The organism is Candidatus Vallotiella sp. (ex Adelges kitamiensis), from assembly GCF_020342435.1.
Classification (GTDB): Bacteria; Pseudomonadota; Gammaproteobacteria; order Burkholderiales; family Burkholderiaceae; genus Mycetohabitans.
The window spans coordinates 230,331-255,157 of record NZ_CP080504.1 but is presented as its reverse complement, the minus strand read 5'-3'; the positions used below and the strand labels follow the sequence as shown (position 1 = coordinate 255,157).

Annotated in this window: 18 protein-coding genes; 9 read left to right on the top strand and 9 right to left on the bottom strand. The window is 43.2% G+C overall.

All coding sequences use genetic code 11. The features are described 5' to 3' along the window. Positions 1-823 precede the first annotated feature (823 nt). Positions 824-1,123: an ATPase gene (locus K0T93_RS01030; RefSeq protein WP_225721560.1), complete on the top strand. Its 300-nt coding sequence runs from the start codon at positions 824-826 to the stop codon at positions 1,121-1,123. Between the two features lie 24 nt (positions 1,124-1,147). Beyond that, on the top strand, positions 1,148-1,480 hold the full coding sequence (locus K0T93_RS01025) for a cell division protein ZapA (RefSeq protein WP_225721559.1): 333 nt from the start codon (positions 1,148-1,150) through the stop codon (positions 1,478-1,480). Positions 1,481-2,448: 968 nt separating this feature from the next. On the opposite strand, the gene lgt is transcribed toward K0T93_RS01025, so the two are convergent. Next, positions 2,449-3,360 (bottom strand): prolipoprotein diacylglyceryl transferase, encoded by a 912-nt coding sequence (lgt, locus tag K0T93_RS01020; protein WP_225721558.1) that lies wholly within the window; start codon positions 3,358-3,360, stop codon positions 2,449-2,451. Positions 3,361-4,073: 713 nt separating this feature from the next. Here lgt and ilvD point away from each other — a divergent pair. Next, positions 4,074-5,747, top strand: coding sequence for a dihydroxy-acid dehydratase (gene ilvD / locus K0T93_RS01015; protein ID WP_225721557.1), 1,674 nt, complete (start codon positions 4,074-4,076; stop codon positions 5,745-5,747). Positions 5,748-6,317: 570 nt separating this feature from the next. Here the strand turns inward: ilvD and K0T93_RS01010 are convergent. Then, positions 6,318-6,734, bottom strand: a complete 417-nt coding sequence (locus K0T93_RS01010) for a DNA polymerase III subunit chi (protein ID WP_225721556.1) — start codon at positions 6,732-6,734, stop codon at positions 6,318-6,320. 51 nt (positions 6,735-6,785) lie between these two features. Continuing rightward, positions 6,786-8,303, bottom strand: a complete 1,518-nt coding sequence (locus tag K0T93_RS01005; protein ID WP_225721555.1) for a leucyl aminopeptidase — start codon at positions 8,301-8,303, stop codon at positions 6,786-6,788. Positions 8,304-8,513: 210 nt separating this feature from the next. Between K0T93_RS01005 and lptF the strand changes: the two genes are divergently transcribed. Continuing rightward, positions 8,514-9,611 (top strand): LPS export ABC transporter permease LptF, encoded by a 1,098-nt coding sequence (lptF, locus tag K0T93_RS01000; RefSeq protein WP_225721554.1) that lies wholly within the window; start codon positions 8,514-8,516, stop codon positions 9,609-9,611. A 3-nt stretch (positions 9,612-9,614) separates the two neighbouring features. Next, on the top strand, positions 9,615-10,763 hold the full coding sequence (gene lptG, locus K0T93_RS00995) for an LPS export ABC transporter permease LptG (protein ID WP_225721553.1): 1,149 nt from the start codon (positions 9,615-9,617) through the stop codon (positions 10,761-10,763). Between the two features lie 945 nt (positions 10,764-11,708). Here the strand turns inward: lptG and K0T93_RS00990 are convergent. After that, complete coding sequence (locus K0T93_RS00990; protein ID WP_225721750.1) at positions 11,709-13,007, bottom strand: hemolysin family protein; 1,299 nt, start codon at positions 13,005-13,007, stop codon at positions 11,709-11,711. Positions 13,008-15,866: 2,859 nt separating this feature from the next. Here K0T93_RS00990 and K0T93_RS04500 point away from each other — a divergent pair. Further along, complete coding sequence (locus K0T93_RS04500) at positions 15,867-15,929, top strand: hypothetical protein (protein ID WP_445082801.1); 63 nt, start codon at positions 15,867-15,869, stop codon at positions 15,927-15,929. A gap of 196 nt (positions 15,930-16,125) precedes the next feature. On the opposite strand, the gene ispH is transcribed toward K0T93_RS04500, so the two are convergent. Then, positions 16,126-17,079, bottom strand: a complete 954-nt coding sequence (ispH, locus tag K0T93_RS00980; RefSeq protein ID WP_225721552.1) for a 4-hydroxy-3-methylbut-2-enyl diphosphate reductase — start codon at positions 17,077-17,079, stop codon at positions 16,126-16,128. 1,013 nt (positions 17,080-18,092) lie between these two features. Here ispH and rpmB point away from each other — a divergent pair. Both rpmB and rpmG read left to right on the top strand, forming a co-directional pair. After that, a complete protein-coding gene (rpmB, locus tag K0T93_RS00975) occupies positions 18,093-18,314 on the top strand; it encodes a 50S ribosomal protein L28 (RefSeq protein ID WP_225721551.1) in 222 nt (73 codons plus the stop codon). A 27-nt stretch (positions 18,315-18,341) separates the two neighbouring features. Further along, positions 18,342-18,509 carry a 50S ribosomal protein L33 gene (gene rpmG / locus K0T93_RS00970; protein ID WP_225721550.1) on the top strand — a complete coding sequence of 56 codons (168 nt, stop codon included), beginning with the start codon at positions 18,342-18,344 and terminating at the stop codon, positions 18,507-18,509. A 369-nt stretch (positions 18,510-18,878) separates the two neighbouring features. Here the strand turns inward: rpmG and K0T93_RS00965 are convergent, their stop codons facing one another. The 4 genes from K0T93_RS00965 to purN form a co-directional block, all read right to left on the bottom strand. Next, positions 18,879-20,072 carry a DesA family fatty acid desaturase gene (locus K0T93_RS00965; RefSeq protein ID WP_445082795.1) on the bottom strand — a complete coding sequence of 398 codons (1,194 nt, stop codon included), beginning with the start codon at positions 20,070-20,072 and terminating at the stop codon, positions 18,879-18,881. Between the two features lie 208 nt (positions 20,073-20,280). Further along, positions 20,281-21,618: a mechanosensitive ion channel family protein gene (locus tag K0T93_RS00960; protein ID WP_225721549.1), complete on the bottom strand. Its 1,338-nt coding sequence runs from the start codon at positions 21,616-21,618 to the stop codon at positions 20,281-20,283. Position 21,619: 1 nt separating this feature from the next. Next, the gene (locus K0T93_RS00955; RefSeq protein ID WP_225721548.1) at positions 21,620-22,906 is read right to left on the bottom strand and encodes an RsmB/NOP family class I SAM-dependent RNA methyltransferase; all 1,287 of its coding nucleotides are present in this window, start codon (positions 22,904-22,906) and stop codon (positions 21,620-21,622) included. Then, positions 22,903-23,544 (bottom strand): phosphoribosylglycinamide formyltransferase, encoded by a 642-nt coding sequence (gene purN, locus K0T93_RS00950; protein WP_225721547.1) that lies wholly within the window; start codon positions 23,542-23,544, stop codon positions 22,903-22,905. Before purN ends, K0T93_RS00955 begins: the two co-directional genes overlap by 4 nt. 164 nt (positions 23,545-23,708) lie before the next feature. On the opposite strand from purN, the gene K0T93_RS00945 reads away from it, so the two are divergent. Further along, complete coding sequence (locus tag K0T93_RS00945) at positions 23,709-24,671, top strand: bifunctional riboflavin kinase/FAD synthetase (RefSeq protein ID WP_225721546.1); 963 nt, start codon at positions 23,709-23,711, stop codon at positions 24,669-24,671. Positions 24,672-24,827: the final 156 nt, after the last annotated feature.

Genomic DNA, 24,827 nt, shown 5'->3' with positions numbered 1-24,827 from the left:
AGTACCCCTGTGCCTCGGTACAGTCATCTCGGAATATCGTATCTACTTATCATACTGGCGCGCACTCTTAGTGCGCTAAGCATAATAATCTGAAAGCGGATTGCACAGAAACACTAAGAAATACTACCTTTTAGTAAAGGTAATACACTATGTGTATGCTTTATAAGCATGCAAATCAGAAAAAGTACACATACTATAATCCGAGCCTACTCGTAAAGATTAATGAGCGGGTAGTTAGCATTCTGTATATGATCAGGAGCGTATTTTACATGGTTACTTAGGTTCTATTGATAGATCTCAAAATTATTACAAATAGCAGGCATTAGGGCCCCCCTAGTGCAGAATAAAGCCACGCTTTAATAGCGCACTTATGTAGTCTCGTTAAGCCAATTGTTTACATTCGGATGCTTCACTCGAAGCTTATGTGTATCAATCGATGAGAAATTATCGTTTCATGTCTGATGTATTAATACCGAAGGTTAGTGCCTTCTCCAAGTCTAATGTTTTCTTTTAAGCCTACATTTCTGGGCCGGACTAATAGTTTAAATTTCGCTATCTAGCTTAAAGTGTATTGTGCGATTACCGCTATCATGCGTAAATAACTGGGCGCAGTTGCTAACCAGCGTAGGCTACGTATAACATTAATATATTACCGTTGATACCTCGAAAAACTATTGCATGCGCACCACAAGTGTCATAAATGGAGATATTACTATGTGGGAAGCTAATGACTAGTAACACACACTGTTGTATTAAACACGGGTTAGGGTGTCGATTGCCGATAGAGGCGCTCTAAAATGCCTCTTCTGAAGAGAACGCTATAATGCTTACCGAACTTCACAAGTTATCCCAGAACATAGATCTACTTATTGAGATCAGCAATCGGAATCGTCAATCACACTTAGCCGTAGAAGAGCAACTCGAAGATATATGCATACAACGCGACGCGCTTCGGGCGCACCTCGAACAGGTGCAACGCGAGCGTGATGCGTTATCCGCAAAGATCATCAATGCTCAGGTCCGCCTGAATGCGATCCTGGAGAAACTATTACATACAGGACTTTCAGAAACGCCGCCTGACGTAGAACGATCACAAGGTCATAACATACTGTCTCATATCTAGAACAGACACCCCAGGAGAAAAGGCATGACGACGAAACAAATCGAAGTGTCAATACTCGGCCAATCGTATCGACTGGTTACCTCGCCTGAAAACGAGCCTGCGTTACGTGAAGCGGCTGAGCGAGTGGACCGGGAAATGAATAAGGTCCGAGCTACAAGCAGTGTGCGTGGTCATGAGAGAATCGCTGTAATGGCCGCGCTGTCGATTGCTTCCGAACTGCTGCAGTTGCATAAAAGCATGCGACACAGTGAAGCGTGTCCTACAGAGGAAATCCAGCGTACAATAGCTAAAATAAACAATCGACTCGCAATAGTGATTCGTCAGAATAATCTCGTAGCACCGCTTTCGAAGGCATAGATGTGTATCATATCGTGCAACCTACGGCTTAAAAAGCATACAGCTTACATATTCTTTTTGCTTTCTTATCTGGTTCTCTAAAATTTTTTAGTAAAATAAAGCACCCTGTTTATCATACTCCTAGCTCTATATTGTTATGAAGAGTTTCTATGCACCCACAAGGTGCGCAGTATAATGCGTAATAATGTACGGCTTTAAAAGAACTTTTTAAAAACACCACGATCTTAATCGTTTCTGGCCCAGATTATTGTTGCGTTGATTCTAACTTTTATCTAAAGTTTCAATGCTATTTTCTCATCAAACGCATACATAGACAGGAGGTATGTTAATTAAGTTAATACACTATACATAGTGTATTACCCTTATAAATATAAGGGTATTAGCCTGTAACAATATTCCTTTATTAAGCTTGCTCTATAATAAAATGGCTAAGTTTATTTGTAAAACTTTATGTATGCTAAAACAATAAACGGCATCTTCGTGTATCACTATAGAGCCACTGACTTTATTGGGCATTAGGGCACATGCGCATTTAAGTGCACGCTAGTTTTGCTACCATCCAATCATCCAGTCTTTTATAACCAAGTGCAGAGGAAAATTTTAAATCCAAAGAAGATGTCGCGTATATTATGTCTTCTTATAAGAAGAAAAGCTTAGATGCTATTATCCCGACCAGTTTTCTGAATAAACGCGCCGACTATGCACTCCAGAAAGTATAGATAGACGTTCAGATAACTTTAAAAACTCGCCTATGCGAAAGTTACGTGACTTAAGTACGTAGAAAGAATCTGACTAGAGATTCCATCTAAGTCTTCCATGAGAAAGCTCCAACTCAGCCCTAGAGATTAAGGCGGAAAATCATTACAATAGCTAATATATCTAGATTAATACTAGTAACTAACGTTAAACATAGACTACTTATTTTTCTGTACATTAAATATACTTTCCCGTAAGACCCTCCCTAAAGATCACAGGTGCGCGTCAGCCGCACAAGTGGAGACTGCTAGATGTTTTTTAAAAATAGATGAGACAAGCATTAGTAAGCCGACAAAAATCATCGGCAGGGAAAGCCACTGTCCCATCGATAGATGGAAAGCAAGTAATCCGAGAAAGTCATCTGGCTCGCGAGTGAACTCGACTATAAAACGTACTATGCCATAGCCAAGCAGAAAGACTGCAGAGGCAGTGCCAACCGGCCGCTGTTTGCGTGTGAAAAACCAGAGTACGATAAATAGTACACCACCCTCTAAAGTACCCTCGTAAAGCTGTGACGGGTGGCGCGGTAGCATATGATAGCGCTGAAATACTTCAAGCAAGTGCCATTGAACGGCTTCCATAGGATGAGATTTGAGCCACATTAGATCTTCATTTATTGCTCCCTGAAATCCCATGGACCAGGGTATATCTGGCACTGTAACTCTCCCCCACAGCTCGCCATTAATAAAATTTCCAAACCGACCGGCGGCTAGTCCAGCTGGAACTATTGGTGCTATAAAATCAGTGGCTTGAAGCCACATGCGGTTGCGCTGGTACGCAAACGCAATCACTACAAACATTACGCCCAAGAAACCACCGTGAAAGGACATCCCACCTTCCCAAAGCTTAAAGATATCAGCTGGATGGACAAGGTAAAAGTCAGGCCTGTAAAATAACACGTAGCCAAATCGGCCGCCGAAGATTGCGCCTAGCAGGCCATAAGACAGCATATCGTTAATGTCATGCAATTTCCAATCTTGCGCCGCAACATGTGGAAATTGTAATCGTAATCGACTAAAAATAAGTGCTGTAATAAATGCGATCAGGTACATTAGCCCGTACCAGCGCACTGCGACTGCGCCGAATCGAATTGCAATAGGGTCAAAATTTGGATGAATTAGCATACTAGGAGTTTTAGACCAAGTGGTGTTAGAAAAGTGCCGGTAGCACCGTGAAGCACTAGGCAGATAACGGGCATGCTATATAAGTTGTGATGAATAATTTCTGGCTACAATGCAGCGCTTATACCATCATCAACATAATTCTGGCACTCGTCTAAATTTAGACGAGTCTTAGCTGATTCGTGAGAGAATACCCCTGGTTTTATCGAAACCTCTCATAGTGTCGAGAAATCAAACATCGGCATGCTACGAAAATCATCTATAGAACGTTAGAAAACTAAGCCCACTTGATTTCAGGCCTAATCGTATACCGGCTTTAGTAGCCAAACTAGTGTAGACGAAATAATGACAACGAATAAAAAACTTGCGTGGAAGCGGAAGATATATAACAACAGTGCAACCGTATGAGGGCGTGGAATTAGCTGGATCGTGATAATAGAGTTTATAAATCCGAATAGCGTTAGCTGCCTTTGTCATTTGGAACTGACGCTTAGAAAAATCTGAAAATTTTAATTCTTTCTTAAAAATACCATAATTAATGTTAATCCTGGACGGAATATAAAAGGGTACTAATGCATTAGATACAAATCACGGGACATGCGAACGTCGAAATCAGAAACCGATAAAGTTTATAGCTTTATTTTTTACCAAATATATTGGACATTTTATTCATGCCGCCGCATGCTGTTGTCCAAATTAATAGGAGCTTCCCCACTATGCCATACAATCGTCGTTCGAAGAACATCACCCAAGGTGTCGCCCGTGCGCCGAATCGCGCAATGTATTACGCGCTTGGATATAAAAAAGAAGACTTTGATAAGCCAATGATCGGCATTGCCAACGGTCATTCAACAATCACGCCATGCAACGCAGGCTTGCAACGTCTCGCTGATGCAGCAGTCGGCGCTATAACAAACTCCGGCGCTAATGCACAGACGTTTGGAACACCAACCATTTCGGATGGTATGTCAATGGGTACAGAAGGTATGAAATACTCTCTGGTGTCGCGAGAAGTGATATCAGATTGTATCGAGACCTGTGTACAGGGGCAGTGGATGGATGGCGTAGTAGTTATTGGTGGTTGCGATAAAAATATGCCCGGTGGAATAATGGCATTGGCTCGGATGAACGTGCCGGGCATCTATGTCTATGGCGGCACGATTCAGCCTGGTAACTGGAAAGGCAAGGATTTGACGATCGTATCGTCGTTTGAGGCAGTTGGAGAATTTACAGCGGGACGCATGACGCAGGAGGACTTTGATGGGGTCGAGCGTAATGCGTGTCCAAGTACCGGTTCGTGCGGCGGCATGTACACTGCGAACACGATGAGCTCCTCGTTTGAAGCACTGGGCATGTCTCTTCTATACTCGTCGACTATGGCTAATCCAGATGACGAGAAGATTATATCCGCCGCTGATTCGGCGCGCGTACTCGTTGAGGCGGTCAAAAACGACCTGAAACCGCGCGATATTATCACGCGTGAATCTATTGAGAATGCAATATCGCTCATTATGGCAACTGGCGGCTCAACAAATGCGGTTCTGCACTATCTAGCCATCGCGTATGCCGCCGAGGTTGAGTGGACGATTAATGATTTCGAGTGTATCCGAAAACGTGTGCCGGTGATCTGCAATCTAAAACCATCCGGCCAATACGTAGCTACTGATCTGCATCGGTCAGGTGGTGTTCCACAAGTGCTGAAGATACTGCTAGAAGCAGATCTTCTACATGGTAACTGTGTAACAATTACGGGGAAAACAATCGCAGAGGAACTAAAAGACGTACCGAGCAAGCCTTGTTCTCATCAGAAAGTAATTTTCCCGATCGATAAGGCACTGTACAGTGAGGGGCACCTAGCGATTCTAAAAGGTAATTTAGCTAAGTCTGGTGCAGTCGCGAAGATCACTGGCCTTAAAAACCCTATTATCACAGGGCCAGCCCGTGTATTTGATGACGAGCAGAGTGCACTAGAAGCAATTTTATCAGATTGGATAAAGGCTGGTGATATCATAGTTCTGCGCTATCTAGGCCCTAAGGGTGGTCCCGGTATGCCAGAAATGCTCGCTCCAACTTCCGCCCTTATCGGTAAAGGACTCGGTGAAACGGTTGGGCTGATTACTGACGGACGTTTCTCTGGAGGCACCTGGGGTATGGTAGTTGGCCACGTATCGCCAGAGGCCTTCGTGGGCGGCACGATTGCTCTGGTGAAGGAATGTGATTCAATTACTATTGATGCGCGTAAGCTGCTACTTCAATTAAACGTTGATGAGGCCGAGCTGGAACGACGACGCGTTGCATGGATTCAGCCTAAACCCCGCTATAGCCGCGGGGTGCTTGCTAAGTATGCCGAGCTTACAAGCTCAGCCGACAAAGGAGCAAGTACCGATTAGATAGCCACAGAGGGCTCTAGTGGTGCTATGAATAAAATTCATACAACTAGCACACTATCAACTATGGATGCAATAGAAAATAAATGTATTGAGCTGCCTATGTTATTTCTACACGAGCGCATCCAGAATATCGGTGACATATAAAATTCCAGCACAGTCGCTCTTATACAAGTGTTTACCCCACCGGATATCTTATCTGCAGAATAAGATCGCTGACCTCTAATAGAAAACATTAGGTCATACGCAAATGCTTATCTATGATATAGAAATAACTAAAATGAGAGAGATAGTTAAATTTGCCAGATTAATCTTTGAATTTAGGTAATTTAAGACATCTGCTAAGTATAAGTTTATATATTTCTTATATCAGGGTAAAAGATCACGCCGTTCTGTAAAACAGAGCAAGTAGCTATTGATCTCTAACTTAAGTAGCTATTAAAGAAGCTGCAGACTATTTCGGAGCAACTTTACTAACTAGTATATCTAATTATAAAATTATAGTAGAACTATGATAGCGTCAATTACGATTCGTCCTCGGTTATTAATACAAATTTCGATACCGCACGACTGTTACTCAGTTTTCTTGTACATGTTCAACGTATAGCCTCGAGATCGGTAGAAACCGTATCGCTTGCGCCCAGCTTCGAGCTCATGCTTCTTATTACCAATAATCTCGATTAACCGATCTAAATGCATCAATTGCTGTGGCACTTCTCTTCCTAGATTAATCATGATTGGGTAGTATGGCGCTTGATCTAAGTTAGTAGTTAGCACTACTGGTGTCTCGTCGGCTAGTGCCGAACTAGCCATGCAGTGTGGGATAAAATCCAGCGGAGAAAATATCCATAGCCTTTTATCTAAAGCGTGCAGTATAGCGGGTTCGCCTAGCACGATGAGCTGGCGCTCGGCTTGATAAGCCTTGCGCACCAGCCGGCAGGTATAGTCCAGTGGATTTTGAAGACAGGTATGAAAGTCCACGCGAGTCATTAATAGTCCCAGCTATACTGGTTCATTTATACGGCGAGATATTTAGAGGCATCACTTCGCGCGATCGATCAAGAATTGCGTAAGCAGCGGAACAGGGCGTCCGGTGGCACCCTTTTCTCGACCACCCTTCCATGCGGTTCCAGCAATGTCCAGATGCGCCCATGGGTAAGCCTGCGCAAAACGGGAGAGAAAACAAGCAGCTGTTATACTGCCAGCCGAACGCCCACCAGTGTTAGATATATCCGCAAAATTCGACTTTAATTGATCCTGGTACTCCTCATCTAAAGGCAACCGCCACACGGGATCAGACGCATAGAGGCCGGCTGTAAGTAACATGTTGGCTAATGCATCATTCCTCGAGAATAATCCACTATTATGGTGTCCAAGGGCGATCACGCAGGCGCCAGTCAACGATGCAATATCAATTACAGCAGCCGGCTTAAAACGCTCTGCGTATGTTAGCGCATCGCACAAGACTAACCGCCCCTCTGCGTCGGTGTTTAAAACTTCAATCGTCTGACCAGATAGGCTAGTTACAACGTCACCAGGTTTATTCGCGTTGCCGCTTGGCATATTCTCGCAAGTTGGTATCAGCCCTACGACATTAAGCTTTAGGTGCATCTCAACAATCGCTCGGAACGTGCCAAGGACAGCGCTAGCACCACACATGTCGTACTTCATCTCATCCATGTGTTCACTTAGTTTGATTGAGATGCCACCCGAGTCAAATGTAATGCCCTTTCCGACGAGCACCACCGGCGCCTGATTTGAGGAAGTGCCTTGATACTCCAGCACAATAAATTTTGGTGCCTGCGCTGAACCTTTAGCGACCGACAAAAACGACCCCATTTTTAATGTCTCAATTTGCTTTTGATCAAGAACCTCAACTTTCAACTGCCAGTCATTTTCTAGCTGTTTTGCGATACTAGCCAGGTAGGTTGGCGTGCAGATATTGCTGGGCAGATTACCTAGTTCTCGGGTTAAATCTATACCATTAGCAATCGCAACACCCTCACCTAATGCGGTGTTACACGCCTGATTGTATTCGTGATCTACGGCTATAAGCACTTTCTTTATTGCGTTATCATTATCTGCATCAGCTGCTGCTTTAGTCTTAGTTTGTGTATACTGATAGTTTAGTTCACGCAGCGTTAACACGCTTATACGCACATTCCAGCTAATATCGCGGTTGTTAACAGCCACCTGTGCGAGCATCCAAGTCGCACTAGTTGCGCGCGTAGCCGATACAGCGCGCCATGCCGCGCTAGATGCATCGATAAATGTTTTTGGACTTAGAACATTATGCTTTCCAAGACTGACTAGCAGTACACGCGGTGCATTAACACCAGCTACCTCATGCAGCATCAGGGTCGAACCGGCTTTAGCGTTAAGGTCACCGCTCTTAACTAGACGACTAATAAGTCCTTTGGTAGCCACATTCAGCATTTGTGCAACACCGGAGAGCGTCTTCTCATGCAATATGCCGACTACGATGCAATCCGATTTTATATTAAATAAAACACTATCTGCGGCTTTGTTTAAATCAAAGGCTTCTATATTAAATATCATTTTGATATCCTTATTTAGAATATTGGTCTATTGGTTAAAAACAAACTGCAATTATCTGACATTTTTTCTACTACAACATTACTGTTGCTTGATGTTCCACCTTGATATGTTGGTCTACGTATATCATCCATGTCCCTATCGTGAAAGAGCTATTAATCAAGGGACAATCCGCAGTTAATCCAGTAAGCGCAACACAACTATATAATCGAGATGATTCTTGAACGCTCTTTGCAGCGCGAACTCGCTTATACAGGCGCTACGGTTTTTTTTGTGCTGCTTACTCTCGTCCTGACAACGATGATGATTCGTATCGTTGGCTTTGCCGCCTTAGGCGAAATTGATCCTAGTGATGTTATCGTTCTAATTAGCTTGACGATGATTAGCTATGTCGCGGTAATGCTAATTGCATCCTTATTTGCATCGATTCTATTCGTGCTCACGCGCTGGTACCGCGACTCTGAGATGCTTGTTTGGTTTTCATGCGGCGTCAGTCTGACCCGCCTGATTAAGCCAATTTTGACGTTTTCTATACCGATTGTCGCGCTCATTTCTTTTTTTGCATTTGTTGGTTGGCCGTGGGCAAATGCGCAAAGTAAGCTGATTCGAGAACGCTTCCAACAGCGCGACGAGATATCATTACTGGCCCCGGGTCAGTTTCGTGAATCTGCTTCGAAGCATCGGGTATTTTTTATTGAAAAAGCGAGCCCTGATCAAAAGCGTATCGAGAATATATTCGTGACGAGTACAGAAAACGGAAGGGTCAATGTTCTTGTATCTAAGATTGGTTATATGGAGACACACCCAAACGGCGACCGCTTCGTCGTGTTGAAGAATGGACGCCGCTATGATGGCAACTTAGGGCAGATCGATTTCCGAATAATGGAATTCTCTTACTATGGTATAAAAATACAAAGCGAACAACTAGTTAATAGGCCGATGACTACCAGTCTACCCACGACTACACTGCTAAGTGAGCAGAATAATACTAATCTAGCTGAGTTTGTATGGCGCGCTAGTCTACCGTTAACTGCGATAAACCTGATGCTGCTAGCAATTCCACTTGCGTATCAGAACCCGAGGCATGGCTATACGATTAATCTAGTGCTGGCGGTACTTATCTATCTGACGTATTCAAACCTGATGAATCTAGTACAAGCCTGGGTCGAACAAGGTGTAATTTCGTTTGTGCCTGGGCTACTAGGGCTGCACTTGATCATGTTAGCTATTGTTATTTTCGCATTTTGGTTGCGCGTACGAAACCGTTTACCGCTATGGCACTTACTTCTTCGAATCAGGTCTAGAGGCTAACTAATGAGCCTTTACGAGAAGTATATCGCTAAGCAGGTCTATCTGACACTTTCTTTTATCCTATTCGCGTTTTCAGGGTTATTTTTTTTCTTTGATCTAATTAACGAACTAAACTCCATCGGCCACGGAAACTATAAGTTTCTCTATGCGGTTTTTCGCGTGATACTGCAAATACCATCTCGATTCTATGAGACTATTCCTGTCGCTACGCTTATTAGCTCGATCTATGTATTTTCTCAGATGGCAGCTACTTCTGAGTTTACGATTTTTCGCGTCTCCGGATTATCTGTATATTGCGCACTGAGTTCGCTGATAAAAATTAGTTGGCCAATTGTTGTATTGACTTTTATTGTAGGTGAAGTTGTCGGCCCTTATGCTAACCAATTATCTGAACATATGCGACTGGAGGCACTAGGATCCTCAATATCGAGCAATTTTCAATCAGGTGTGTGGGCTAAAGATACGTTGTTATATAATGGTACTATCGCACAAGTCACTCGTTTTATTAACGTAGGAGAGCTAAAACCAGATGAAACTATTGCGAATGTGCGAATCTATGAGTTTGATTCAAAATTTCGTCTTGCTAACGTACGTACAGCTGATAGTGGACTTTATGTTCGACCGGGCCAGTGGCTGCTTAAGGGCGTAACCGAAGTACAGCTACATGAGCTGGTACCTACTGCTACGACAAGTCAGGACCCTCTTAATCCCGTATATAAGTCGGTAAAAATATCAAGGCCGGTGTATCAGATGCGATCTGATCTGACACCACAGATTCTGTCTGTACTACTTATCTCGCCAGAGCGAATGTCAATAACATACTTATTTTCGTATGTTCAACATTTACGTGATAACCATCAAAATGCACAGCGATATATGATCGTACTATGGAGAAAGTTATTTTATCCGTTTGCAGTACTAATAATGCTAGTGCTATCACTCCCTTTTGCCTATTTGCATACGCGCGCTAGCGTTGTTGGCGTAAAGATGTTTGGCGGTATCATGCTTGGTATGAGCTTCCAGCTATTTAACACCCTATTCTCGCACATCGGTACGCTCAACGCATGGCCGGCGCCTTTAACGGCTGTAACACCTAGCGTAATCTACCTTATATTAGGATTATTTGCGCTGCACCGGGTCAATCAACACTGACATTTACATGCTTGCTATCTCAATAATATACTCATGTTGGTTCCATATGTAACCGACTAAAAGAGTGTTGTTATTTCAATATCATCTTCAAGATGAATTATTTGTGGGTAGGACACGTATAAGCTCGAATTTTTAATGCAGATATTGTCAGTTAGCATAGCCGCAAAATATAGAGTCATTCGTATTCTCGGAATAAATACTACTTTTATTTAGAAACTGCTTATAGACTAGTTCATGATAAACTTGATTAGTCACTTGACTAAATACATAGAAAACTATATACAAAATATTATGGTGTTATTTAGCATAAAGATAGCCATTGTAGACTAGTTCTTATCTGCATTGATGCTAGAATTTATGTTAAATACTTATCGTATCATATTGAGTATAATCGCACCCGTGAGCTGCCTAAACACTTTACATAGAGAACGTATCTCTCATAAGATATAAGGTAAGCCCGGATGGTGAAATTGGTAGACGCAGGGGACTCAAAAAATTTGAGCCCTTCGGGAGAAATCCTGGGGGTGAAGCCCGTCAAACTCGGTAAAAGCCCTGAATAAAAGTTCGAGCTAATGCCGATCCAAGCTAAGATATTAAAAGTATCTTAGAAGGTGTAGAGAGCAGACGGCGGGTACCTAAAGCTGAAAAGCTAAGGTAAAGGCGTGCTCCAGACCACGAACGCCCACTCTCGGTAGGGCGGCGGCGAAAGCCGAGGTGGGAAGAAAATCCCCCGCCGAAAGGCATGCCGGTTCGATCCCGGCTCCGGGCACCAATGGATAATAGATCATAGTGCTAGAAAAATTAATATCCTTATTTGATATGCGATATTGCTGTATAAAGACTATTCCTATAGAGTATTTTGAGGCTACGCTAGTTGCTATATAACGGTATAGACATTAGTAAGCTTATGCAAACAAGAAAACAATGCTTCTAAGCTGTTGCGGCTTACGGTATTTTTAACCAGACCTTGACTGTCACAATTCTCGGACCGACTCGTTCGTTTACGGTGATTAAACATGGCCCAAAATCTACACTCTGCCCTTGCTGGGGCAGTTCGCCTAGCTTATCTAAGATCATACCCCCAACCGACTCGGACGATTGCTCACCAAAATCTATACCCAGTAAGTGCTCAAGCGAAACAATCGATAGGCTGCCACGACCGATCACGCTACCATCTAGCTGCCGCTGCCATTCAACGTCAGTCGCGCGGGTATCATCTTGGATTTGGCCAACTAGCGCTGCGAGCAGATCTGGTAATGTAACAAAACCAACTGGCTTCAGCCCAGGACGTCCAATTACCGCAAAGTGAGGCGAACCCGAACGAAAGCGACGCAATAGTTCAGGCGCAGGCATCTCTGGTAATGCTTCAAGTAAAGGACGGGCGAGTTTGCGCAGATTATTAGTTATATGTCCTCCAAGACGACAGAATAGTAAATCTTTCACATCAATCATACCAAGTACTTTATCTCCGCTTTCATCAAATAGCGGATACCGACTATATCGGCTATTTGCTGCCAACGCCAAATTTTCATCAAATGATAGACTCACATTGAGGCTTATTGCCTCACGAAGTGGTCGCATTAAGTCCGATGCGGTTAGTTCGCTAAACTCTAGTGAGTGAGATAGCGTACTTAGTTCGTCGTTTGAAAATTGCCGGTGGCATCGACTTGCACGTACAATTAATTTTAATTCGTCGCGACCATACGGAGCTTCAGCCTGCCCGCCATCCTCTAGTAGTCCAAACCACGCGAGCATACGGTTCGAACTATCATTTAGTAGTGCAATAGCTGGATACATAATCCAGTAGAATAGATACAGAGGAATAGCAGTTAGCAGGCCAGCTCGTTCTGGCATCCGGATGGCAAGCGATTTCGGCGCAAGCTCACCCGCAACAATATGTAGAAATGAAATAATTAAGAACGCTAACGCTAGCGCGATTGCATCTGCAAGCGGTGGCAAGATGTGCAGCATGCCAAACAAAAGGGCTAGTAAATGAGCAAACGCTGGCTCTCCTAACCAGCCTAGGCCTAAGGACGCCAAGGTAATACCGAGTTGGCAGGCTGATAGGTAAGTCTCTAAGTTAGCGTGCACACGTGATAATACACGCCCCCGCCAGCCATATTGGTGCGAAATAGCCGCGATCCGTGTGCCACGGAGCTTAACTAGCGAGAACTCTGAAGCAACAAAAAAACCATTCAGAATAACCAGAAGCAGGACAGCAACAAACGTTAGAAATGTCTGCATCAGAAAAATCGAACTAGTTCTCACCGATGTACGGGAACAAAGCACTGTTATATGTCTACATAGTAGAGTACTGATGCCCGCCGTGTTTAGAATACAAGTGTTACTTAATTGTTCAGTTAATATATGATAGTCCCAGACTGGGACGTACTAGTACATTGTCATATAATACAAAGCGTAGTCCACACTAATTTTGGTATAACGAGCGTATTGTTGGGGTATCTAGGGCATAGCACTCTTTTTATCGGGCCTCAGATCTTAGTAAAAACTCGAAATGCTAATAATTCGAGGTGCAATCATAATTGACGATTATGCCTCGATAATCTAAGCTCTATTTTAATACAGTAGACGATTATTTATATGCGGAGCATACGCTAGTTGTATAGCCCTCAGGGCTTATCCTGTTCTGTAGAATTATTAGGTTCGAGTCTCTGGCCTGCCAATCAAATTATCCTAATGGGCTTTAGTGCAAATCTGTTAAAACATTTATGCTATCTAAAGTACTCGAGCCGAAGCATTAGTGAGTCAAAATCATAGAACGATCTATATTATAAACGGTGCCAGCAAGAAGCATAGAGAATCTCCGCAGCAACAAACTGCGTTATCCATGTATTCATAAGCCTAGACGTACGGATCATTATAAGAGGCATACTTCCCAAGTATATCTTACATTGATAAATAAAAACTTTGACAAGCACTCTCCTAGAAATATCGCTATGCTTAGCGGCGATAGCTGCACGATTGTGTTCATCACGCTTAGCGAATACTTATTGATGTATTTCTCATCTCCTCTTTTTCAAGAAAAGCACTCCTTAAATTGCGCGTGATGAAACGCCCCAGAATTTTTGGGCAATCTTATTTCTCGCGAACCCAAGTAAGCTAAACTTAAATAATTGAACCGCAGTTAATCTTGTTTAAGCTAGCGTAGCTAATCAGAAAAATTTAGTTTAAACACTGAAATAGTGTTTTCAGCATATCGTCAGTCTATTATCAAGAATATAATGCACAATATAAAAGCGTAAACATATAAATAATGTATGGGAAATCTGCACTCGGTTATTAATACAGCGTGTCGACCAACATAAACAAAGCTCCATGAGTGGCTATAATTGAGATATAACATTTAGAGTAATGCTCAGACAGAGCAAAAGCAAATCTAAGTAAAAGCTAGCAAATTACTTTTATCTACCGCATTGTGTCAGGATATCAATCTTTCATACGGCCGCAAGAAAGATGTATGTGGTTCAATAAAGATCGATTAGTAAATAGCCGTGTTGATCAGTGTTAACATTCATTATCGGTTCTATCAAAAGATAGAAAACCGGTGGCATGGTGCTGTTATTCATCATTACTACACAATCGATCTAGATAAGTAAGGTTGGCGATTATAATACAAAGACTAGCGCGTAGAACACGACGCAATAGCGCTCCAGCTGCAACTACTTAAAAATAAAAGACTGTAATATTTAGCGGGTTAGTATATCAGACTCGTCCTTAACGATGGCAAGCGCTGAAGCCATTCAATAGCAAGCGCGCTAGAAGACTATAAGGGACCGCTCAAGGTGTATATTAAGGATATACCGATACCGGGTGTATCTTACTTACAGACTATGTTTTAGTGTTATAAAAGAATATGACATTCTCTCGCTTCGAGAGCCCCGCTGTGCGGCGTTCTGTCTACGTGAGAATTAAATAAGCTAATTGTACTGCTTGCTTCTAGAACAGAAGCCCTACTAAAGCGATTATTGAATAATATTTTAAAGGCGAAAATCGCCCTATGATACCGTGCTGGAGCAGACGACAGAGTCAACATAGATGTTGACCTTTGAACCTGATCTAGCTAATAGTTATAGAAGACGTATAGGTTTCCTACATCGCTCGGGGATCGATAGACTTGTTTAAGTATTAGGTATGTAATATCTAAGGTGCCAGTAATAGATGAGGTTAAGAGACACGATTTTACTATACGTCACGGTTTGCCGGTTGATAAGTTCTATATAGATTCATTCGAAGTGTAGCAGATTTGGGAACCAGTTTTGATTGACTCTTATGTCGAAATATCTATATTTCGCGACACTGTTAAATAAGTACATCGTAACTTCAAGTTTGCACCCGATCTTCACAGCGCGTATTCTTCGGAATAATTTGCGATCAGTGATCACCTCTTATTTCGCGCTAAAATACTATCACATAACTTATAAAGCTAGAGATTCCTATAACTTTTTGCAGATCCCGAGTAATAATTTATTGTAATAATCAGTATTATTAATAATTTTTTATAAACTCTCAGGATTACTTATTTCAGTCTGTGATGTATACAACTAATCGTCCCGCTATTGTTTTCACGTGGAGCGCGGGATTATAGTTATATAACAACTATGGAAAGCGCTATTTAGATTTCATCTAGAGTTCGGTAGTCAATGCGTTCGGGCACTGCAATACTGCAGTAATTGACGCGCTTAATCGACAAGCATAACTATTAATTAATCTTGGTCCGACGTTCTATAATAAACCGATGAGACGGCTGGCGGAGTTGCTTACAGAAAATAGTTGCTTTCATAAAGTGTTTTTCGCTAACAGCGGAGCTGATGCAAACGAGAGCACGATTAAGCTCGCACGTAAATAGAGTCGTAAGTTCAAGAGCGGCGCATATAAAATTATTATGTTTAATCACAGCTTTCACGGCCGTACACTAGAAATGATGCCGGCTAGCGGTAAACCTGGCCGGACACTCTATACGCATCCGCAGACGATTAGCTTTCTAAAAGCCATATTCAACAATATTAGCTCCGTCAAGAGGATTTTAACCGACTTAAGCCGATTCAAGGTGAGGCTAGCGTTATTTCCACATCGTTCGAGTTTATGCAGAAATTACAAGCTCTCACGCGAGAACATGATATACCATTAATCATCGACGAAGTGTAAAGTGGGTGCGGCCGTACCGGTATACTGTTCAGCTATCAACTCAGCGATACTAGGCTAAACATAAGCTGCTGCGTTGCTTGTCGTGACGAAATTGCTTGTTTCGAAGGCTAGTGATCAAGGTGATACATATAACAGCAACTCACTAATTAGTCGCATAAAATACAAAGCATCGTTTAAATCTAAAAACACGGCGCTGCTAGCTTAGTCTTACTAATTCTTTAGGCAATGGGAAAGAAACGTTTTCTCGTACACCATCTAGTGCTCGAATATAGCAAGCGCCTAATTGGTACAGTCGTTCGACGACAGCCTGTGCAAGAGCCTCAGGCGCCGAAGCACCCGCTGTTACCCCAATACGTTGTTTATCAGTTAGCCAGGCTGGATTAATTTGCTCTGGCGCATCTACCATATAGGCTGTCACGCCACGTTTTCTAGCCATCTCACATAGGCGATTCGAGTTGGAACTATTTGGACTTCCAACGACGATTACAACATCGCACTGCGGCGTCATAAATTTTACTGCATCTTGACGATTCTGGGTTGCGTAGCAGATATCTTGCTTTTTAGGCTCGCGAATGGCAGGAAAACGAGCCTTTAGAGCACTAATCACCTCTATTACATCATCAATAGATAATGTAGTCTGTGTTACGTATCCAAGTTGATCTGGATTAATAATATTTAATGCAGCAATATCTGCCGCAGTCTCAACTAGATGCATACCTGCACTAGCTTGTCCCATTGTACCTTGAACCTCTGGGTGGCCGCGATGGCCGATCATCACGATCTCAAAACCCTTGGCATGAAGCCTGGCCACCTCCATATGTACTTTAGTAACTAGTGGACAGGTAGCGTCGAAAACTCGCAATCCTCTATTAAATGCTCTAGTACGTACTGTTTTTGATACCCCATGGGCGCTAAATATTAGCGTTGCACCGCTTGGGACATCGTCAAGTGATTCAACAAAGACCGCGCCTTTACGACGTAATTTATCCACAACATAGACGTTATGTACAATCTCATGATGTACATAAATCTGTGAACCGAACAGCGTTAATGCACGCTCAACAATCTCGATTGCTCGATCCACTCCCGCGCAGAATCCACGAGGTTGTGCTAGCAATACTTCGATTGGATATTTTATTATTGTATTCATAGCGTTTCTTCCTGCAGAAACTCATAGTTGAAATATCAAGAGCTAAAACTAGACCTCCAAGGGAGAAGTCTTCATCTAACATCGATATTTTTCATATAGCTTAACCAAAAAGAACTTTCTTCACTAGTTTTGCATTAGACAAGCCGCGTACTTGATTTAGTACTACATAGTTAGGTGGTATCTAATTTTATATAGGAGAGGATACCCTAAAAAAATTCTATACTCTATTCTATGTTCTGGAATAGCATCCTAGACCTGTCATGCATGTGTTGATGATATTCATTCTAGCCAATCCTATCACGTACATAAGAAGTGGGCTTAACCTCAGAGGCATTAATATATGTATATGTAGTTTTAAACTAATGCATACTGACGAGTGATTATAATTAATCTTCATCAATACACTGCAAAACTAATAATGTGACCGCCGTGCCGATATATACCAATCTAAACATGCTGATAGTCAAAGTACACTCAGCCGCTAAAGCTAGAATTTATTTCTAGCGTTAACAACTAAATTCTCTTGGAACTAGTTAATCAGACTGTACCTGATAGTTCTAAATTAGAAATTACCTATGCGCGTTAGGGCTCCGAACAGAGTTATGCTTCTTATCTAAAAATAAGGCTAATTTAGACATTTAGTATCTGAATTTGAAAAATTTGGATAATCAATCGTTAGAAGAGATTGCACTAACAAATACGTGGGATATCAAAATCTACCAAATAATCTGTGCTACACAATTAACAACTGCCTTTATAAGGCCTTTATAAGCCTATGCTTTAAACACTTTTAATTACATATTCTGCATTTAGGATAAGATATCCTCCACTTATTACCAAATGCCTAATCTACTATATTTAAGTGAAGTAGGTTAGCGTGATAAAGACTAAGATCGCCGTGCTAATTAGATTGTTTAATAAGTAATCTACAATGTTTTTCTGTTACACTAAAAACCTTTTTAAATCGCTCCTTTCAGATCATCTGAATTTTGATGCATACTAGGAATGCTTTAATGACACGTAAATGTCAAGTCACCAAGAAGTTGCCTATGGTCGGCAACAATGTTTCTCACGCAAACAATAAAACTAAGCGCCGTTTCCTTCCAAACTTACAAAGCCGTCGGCTTTGGGTAGAAAGCAAAAATCAGTGGGTGCGGCTGCGTGTTTCTAATGCTGGCTTGCGCCTCATCGATAAGAATGGTATTGACACTGTACTAGAATCTTTACGTTATTAGAAAAGCTTAAGGGAAAGGAGTTGTAATATGTCTAAAAGTGGTCGCGATAAAATCAAGCTAGAATCAACACTCGGAACAGGTCACTTCTACACTACAACAAAGAACAAACGCACGATGCCCGAAAAAATGGCAATCATGAAATTTGACCCACTGGCGCGTAAGCACGGAGAATACAAGGAAACAAAGATTAAGTAATATAACGACGGGGTCGTCACTTAGATGTTAAATCCTAGCGTCTGATTATCTGATCGCCGTCGTAATAAATAGCTGTTTAGACTTAAACTATATACACGTTATTTAAAAAATAAGTCATCTAATTATTTTATCTACACGTAAGCTGCGTACAACTTTTACAGTTAGACTGCTATGCACTAATACACTAAACGTTTCTCTCATCTTAATTAGATAAAATCTATCTATACAAATATAGATTCAACGTCCAGTAATTAGAGTGTCTAATTTTAATTAGACTTTAATTACCTTATTTGAACATAAATTCAACAATTTTTTACTACTTAATATAAGTATACATGCTAATGCCTAAGATTACTTAGGCTTCTGTCTTTATGCATAACGACGCAGGTGATATGCGAACTCTCGAAATGCTTGAATGCCGCTTTGTTCAGCGTGATAGCACCAGCTCTGTAAGAGTGATAGTAACTGCTCACGTGATGCATGTGATCGATCCCATATCTGCATAAGTTCTGTATGCAATTGATAGTAAGTTTTCAGACTTTGGCTACTAGAAAAAATCTGTATTAATTTCTGTTTTTGTGGTTTATCTAGACCTGACTCATCTTTATGAATCCATTTATGTGCGGCTTTAATTAGCGTGTACTTCTCGTATATATTTAATTCCTTTAATTGTGCTATCTCCTGTCGATACGCTCGCTTAACTGTCTTTGCATACCGTGCCATTACCTCGTAACGGTTAGCAAGTACGGCCTGTAATGTATCTAAGTCTGGTACAGATTTACGCGTTAATAGAGTTAGCGTTGGCGCAGTTCTCTTGACTTTCGCAAGTCGGAATACAGACATAATTTGGATATACATCCAGCCAATATCAAACTCATACCACTTATTTGAGAGCTTAGCTGATGTCGCGTAGGTGTGATGATTATTATGTAATTCTTCGCCGCCAATCAAAACGCCCCATGGAAATAGATTTGTGCTTGCATCTATACAATTAAAATTACGGTAACCCCAGAAATGACCTAAACCATTTACCATACCAGCGGCCCAGAATGGAATCCATAACATTTGAATAGACCATACCGAAATTCCGATAATTCCAAATAGTGCTAGGTCGATTAACGCCATAATTGTCACACCAAGTAACGCATACCTCGCATAAATATAACGCTCGAGCCAATCAGATGGAGTACCCTGCCCATACTTTTTTAAAGTATGTTGGTTCTTTGCCTCAGCCCGGTATAGTTCAGCGCCCTCAAGCAGTACCTTCCATATTCCGCGTGTCTGGGGACTATGCGGATCTTCATCAGTCTCACATTTTGCATGATGCTTACGATGGATAGCCGTCCACTGACCAGTAATCATACCGGTGGTTAGCCACAGCCACAATCGGAAGAAATGGCTTGCAATTGGATGCAAGTCCAGCGCGCGATGAGCTTGGTGCCGATGTAGATAGACGGTAACACCAACAATCGTGATATGCGTCATCACGAGCGTATAAAGCATAATCTGACACCAAGACCAGTTTAGCAGGCCATGAGCAACAAAGTTAAGCGCGGAATTCACAAATTATACCCAGAAAATACATTTCGAAAAACAGCCTAGCCTTCACAACTTCACAATAGATGTGACGTACTATAGCAGTAAGCTGTAGTCTAGTTGAAAACTGCATCTTATTACAAAGAAGCGCATGTTATAAAAATATTTTTATATTATCTAGCGCATAATTATAACGTTCTCAGTAATACATTAACTAATATATCTCAACAAAAAGTTAAGCTAGTTTTTCGGCTCTAGCCGTGGTAGCGAGCATCGGTTCAATTATGGAAGGATTCAGGATTCGCACCTCATGTTGTGTAGATGGAATACGAATACCGTTCGCGGCGAAACCTATCCAGATGTTGTAGTTAACAGCCGATCGTACTGAAGCGTTACCGAGTGCTGCTTCGGCGATCCAGAATCCAAGCTCTAAGTTAATTCCATTAGCACCAAACCCGGAAAAATAGGGGCAGGGAGCCGGATCCTGCAACACACGATCTACACCTTGCGTCGCCTGTACAAGCACGCGCATTGCAAGCTGGACGTCAGCACTATACTCTACTTGGACTGACAGTTTAGTCAGGCCACGCGTCAGGAAAGATGACTGGTTTTGTACAATGTCGGTAATTAGCTTCTCATTCGGCACGAGGGTCTCAACGCCATCTAGTCCACGAACTACTGTATAGCGAGTGCGAATCTGCGTGACCCGGCCTTGCAAACCACCTACACAGATTGCATCACCGAGCCGTAGCGAGCGATCTAAAAGAATAATGAACCCAGACACGTAGTTGCTTGCAATTTTCTGCAATCCAAAACCTAGTCCGACACCAAGCGCACCCCCGAATACGCCAAGTACAGTAATATCGATTCCAACGATTGATAGACTTACAAGCACCGCAGATAGGATTAACGATACACGACCGATGCGGGACAATACGACCTGTAAGTTCGCATCAAGTAAGCTGGCTCGTAGCAACCTCTCCTCTAGAGAGCGGCCAGCCCACAACGCTACGATTAACGTGATCATGACCCATAGTAGGCCGCTACACAACGATAGCAGGCTCAAGTGTACAGTAGCTATGCGAAACTCTATACTGGACATCCAGTGTAGTACGTCATCCTCGATGCCCATTACAGTCAACGCCATAGCCACCCATACTAGAACGGTTACGATCTTCTCGATGAGGTATGCTAGTCCGTGCAAGTGCCCATCATGAGAAAACACGCGACGCATTAAGTATAAGGCTACATAAATCAACGCAATACCAAACAGCGGCACACGGGCTAGGTCTAGTAATGACGTTTTCATAACCTGACCCAGCGCAAGCCCCGTGCCGCCAACAATCAACCAGCCGAGAAATGGAAATAACGCTTTGTTCAACCCATCTGCGCCGAATCGTACTGCTGCGTTACGCGCGAGGCAGTACGCATCGAGCCTCTTTCGGATATAACCCGCGAGCCCACATGCCATCACTATTGCGCCAATGAGCGCAGCAATTTGCCAAAGAATCGCTGGCTGGCCAAGGTCTCGTATTAAGTCGCTGAATAAGTGAGGCAGTACTCGGTCTCGCATGTCAGAAAACCCGTTGCATTACTGCTGCGAAGAAACCGTCGGTGCCATGTTGGTGAGGCCAGAGAGTGAGATTGTCACCAGTATTAAGCGCAATCTTTTGGTCGACTAGCACTTGGCTTACCGCTATACGTTTAAACTTTGGATCGGCGGCAATAAATTGTTCAACAATGCTCTCATTCTCATCGCCCAGAAAGCTGCACGTCGCGTAGACAAGCCGCCCGCCTAGCCTGAGCAGTTGCGCAGCGGAGGCGAGAATTGATATCTGCTTTACCGCTAACTCGGAAACTACTTGCGGCGTTTGCCTCCACTTAAGATCCGGATTTCGGCGTAGTGTACCTAGACCACTACACGGCGCATTGACCAGCGCACGATCTATTTTACCCGCCAATCTCTTAATTTTTATATCATGCTCACTATCAATAGCTACTAGGTGTACGTTTGATAAACCACTACGTGCGATTTTACATTTGATCTGGTCTAATCGTTTTTCCGATACATCAAACGCGTACAATCTTCCAGATGAACGCATCATCGCGCCTAACGCGAGCGTTTTATTGCCAACCCCGGCGCAAAAATCTACGACCATCTCGCCATGCTGAGGCGCAACAAGTTCGCACAATAGCTGACTACCCTCATCCTGTACCTCAAACCACCCTTGCTGAAAAGCTGGCATCATATGAACTGCGGGCTTACCAAGCACGCGGATTCCTAGCGGGGCATAAGGCGTTGGTTCTGCCCTCACATAAGACCGTGTTAGAGCAGTGAGAACCTCATTTCGATGAGCGCGAATTGAATTCACGCGTAGATCTAACGGCGCTGGATGGTTTAACGATGAGGTAAGCTGTAACAGTTCTTGTTCCACTGCATTTGGTTTAGCAACAATAGTTGCTAAACGCTGCCTTACTATAGACTCAATCCATAGTGGTAAGTTTGTTCGCACCCGAGTTGGAAGGCTTGTCGGATCAATTTTCGACACATAGTTGAGCCATATCAATTCCTGCTGTGATACATGTAAGCGTAACGCATTTAGACCGGCAACCTGCATTAGGCCAAGCAGCGCTAAACGCCGTGCTAAAGTGCCACTCCCTCTTTCGGCTAAATACTCGTATTCCATCTTACGACGCAGAACTGCAAATATAGCCTCGCTAATTAGACTACGGTCAACCCGACCTAACTTTGGATGTGCGTAAAAAAACTTACTCGTAATTACCTTAGCTAGATTATCAAACTTTAGTACATCACTTAATAGCACTTCGGTCTGTCCAATCAAAAATCTATGCAGCCTCATACAACGTCCAGACAAAATAAAAACCGTGTCTCAGTGACCTCCAGCTCGACTCGGTTATCATACATACGCAACCGATCCTCAACAAACCACCGCACTGCGCGTGGATAGAGTTTATGCTCTAGCTGTAGCACCCGCTTAGAAAGTACAATATTAGTATCGCCCACGAGGACTGGCACTACACCCTGCGCAATAATCGGGCCATAGTCTAATTCAGTGGTCACAAAGTGGACCGTAGCGCCATGCACCACAACTCCCGCATCCAATGCACGCTGATGCGTATGTAAGCCCGTAAAGCTTGGTAGCAATGATGGATGCACATTCATTATACGTGCCGCATAGTGCTTAATAAACGCTGGCGTTAGCACGCGCATGAATCCAGCTAGAATAACTAGATCTGGCTCATACATGTCCACTACCCGCATCAGCGCGGCATCAAATTCATCGCGCTTATTAAACTGCGTATGATCGACGACTGATGTGACCACAGCGTGTGCGGCGGCAAAAGTTAGGCCTGCGGCGTCGGGGCGGTTAGATACAACTGCAGCAACGCGTGCTGGCCAGCGTTGTACAGCGCATGCACGTACAATCGCTTCCATGTTAGAACCGCGTCCAGAAATCAGAATGACGAGTTTTTTCATCTTAGAATTTTACCATTAGGCTTCTCCGATTACTTACATCGTCTATCTGATTCCAGCTGAAATCAAGTTTGAGTGTTTATAATCATAGGCTTTACGGCATCGTGCTCGCGCAGTTCATTAGCGCGCCCATTAAACGCTGCAGGGGCCCGATCTGGCTAATTATCGTGAAAGTCTTTAGGGGTCTTCCAAATTCTGATCATTGCGCACCTTGTGCGCTGACAATCGGCAACTTTGACGGTGTACATCGCGGCCACCAAGCGTTGTTGGCGCGCGTTTGTACAGCTGCTAGAGCTCGCGCACTCCCGGTCTGTGTGATGACATTCGAATCGCACCCCCGCGAGTTTTTCAATCCGGCTACCGCGCCACCGCGTATCGCAATCTTGCGCGATAAGCTTGAGGCATTGCGATGCAATGGTGTGGATCAGGTTGTAGTTGAACATTTTAATTGTAAATTCGCCAGTCAGTCAGCGGAGGCATTCGTCGAGCACATCATTGTTAACGGATTGCGCGCTCGCTGGATAATGATTGGCGATGACTTCCGGTACGGAGCAAGGCGCGCTGGTGACTTCCTATCGCTAAAGTCAGCTGGCATACAGTATGGTTTTGAGGTTGAGCAGATGCCTACCGTGTCAGGCCCATCCGGGATGCGTATTTCAAGCTCTGGCGTGCGTGCTTCGCTTCTTACGGGGGACCTCGCTGCGGCTCGCGCTACCCTTGGTAGAGCAATTGTAATTAGCGGCCACGTCGTGCATGGAATGAAAGTGGGGCGCGACTTAGGCTTTCCAACGCTAAATCTACCAATTTTGAATAAGCGTCCCGCACTGTCCGGTATCTTTATTGTTCAAGTTCGTGGTATTGAGGCAGATCCATTACCTGGCGTGGCCAGTCTAGGCTGGCGCCCGAGCGTAGCTGATTTTGGGCGCTTACTGTTAGAAATACACTTACTAGACTGGCATGGTGATGCATATGGGAAACTGGTGCGAGTCGAATTTCTAGAGAAATTGCGTGACGAACAAAAGTTCGTGGACTTAGAGAGGCTTGTTCAGGCAATAACATGCGATGTCGCCCACGCCCGAAAATACTTCATAGAGCATAGCGCTTTAGCGGTAGCCGAACCTATCACTTAGTCTGAACTTCTGTAGAGACTTACAGCCTGGACAGAGATTTTTATATGTCCGTAAAAACGAATTGGATGAAGCCGGGTTGCTGCGCAAGTAAATTATCAAGAAATCTTATTTGACATAACGCTATGTGCTTAGTGCCTTGTAATATGCCGAACCTTG

Excerpts from the sequence above, each read along its gene's own strand:
- K0T93_RS01030 (WP_225721560.1), top strand. The coding sequence starts at position 824 with ATGCTTACCGAACTTCACAAGTTATCCCAGAACATAGATCTACTTATT.
- K0T93_RS01025 (WP_225721559.1), top strand. The coding sequence starts at position 1,148 with ATGACGACGAAACAAATCGAAGTGTCAATACTCGGCCAATCGTATCGA.
- lgt (WP_225721558.1), bottom strand. The coding sequence starts at position 3,360 with ATGCTAATTCATCCAAATTTTGACCCTATTGCAATTCGATTCGGCGCA.
- ilvD (WP_225721557.1), top strand. The coding sequence starts at position 4,074 with ATGCCATACAATCGTCGTTCGAAGAACATCACCCAAGGTGTCGCCCGT.
- K0T93_RS01010 (WP_225721556.1), bottom strand. The coding sequence starts at position 6,734 with ATGACTCGCGTGGACTTTCATACCTGTCTTCAAAATCCACTGGACTAT.
- K0T93_RS01005 (WP_225721555.1), bottom strand. The coding sequence starts at position 8,303 with ATGATATTTAATATAGAAGCCTTTGATTTAAACAAAGCCGCAGATAGT.
- lptF (WP_225721554.1), top strand. The coding sequence starts at position 8,514 with ATGATTCTTGAACGCTCTTTGCAGCGCGAACTCGCTTATACAGGCGCT.
- lptG (WP_225721553.1), top strand. The coding sequence starts at position 9,615 with ATGAGCCTTTACGAGAAGTATATCGCTAAGCAGGTCTATCTGACACTT.
- K0T93_RS00990 (WP_225721750.1), bottom strand. The coding sequence starts at position 13,007 with ATGCAGACATTTCTAACGTTTGTTGCTGTCCTGCTTCTGGTTATTCTG.
- ispH (WP_225721552.1), bottom strand. The coding sequence starts at position 17,079 with ATGAATACAATAATAAAATATCCAATCGAAGTATTGCTAGCACAACCT.
- rpmB (WP_225721551.1), top strand. The coding sequence starts at position 18,093 with ATGACACGTAAATGTCAAGTCACCAAGAAGTTGCCTATGGTCGGCAAC.
- rpmG (WP_225721550.1), top strand. The coding sequence starts at position 18,342 with ATGTCTAAAAGTGGTCGCGATAAAATCAAGCTAGAATCAACACTCGGA.
- K0T93_RS00960 (WP_225721549.1), bottom strand. The coding sequence starts at position 21,618 with ATGCGAGACCGAGTACTGCCTCACTTATTCAGCGACTTAATACGAGAC.
- K0T93_RS00955 (WP_225721548.1), bottom strand. The coding sequence starts at position 22,906 with ATGAGGCTGCATAGATTTTTGATTGGACAGACCGAAGTGCTATTAAGT.
- purN (WP_225721547.1), bottom strand. The coding sequence starts at position 23,544 with ATGAAAAAACTCGTCATTCTGATTTCTGGACGCGGTTCTAACATGGAA.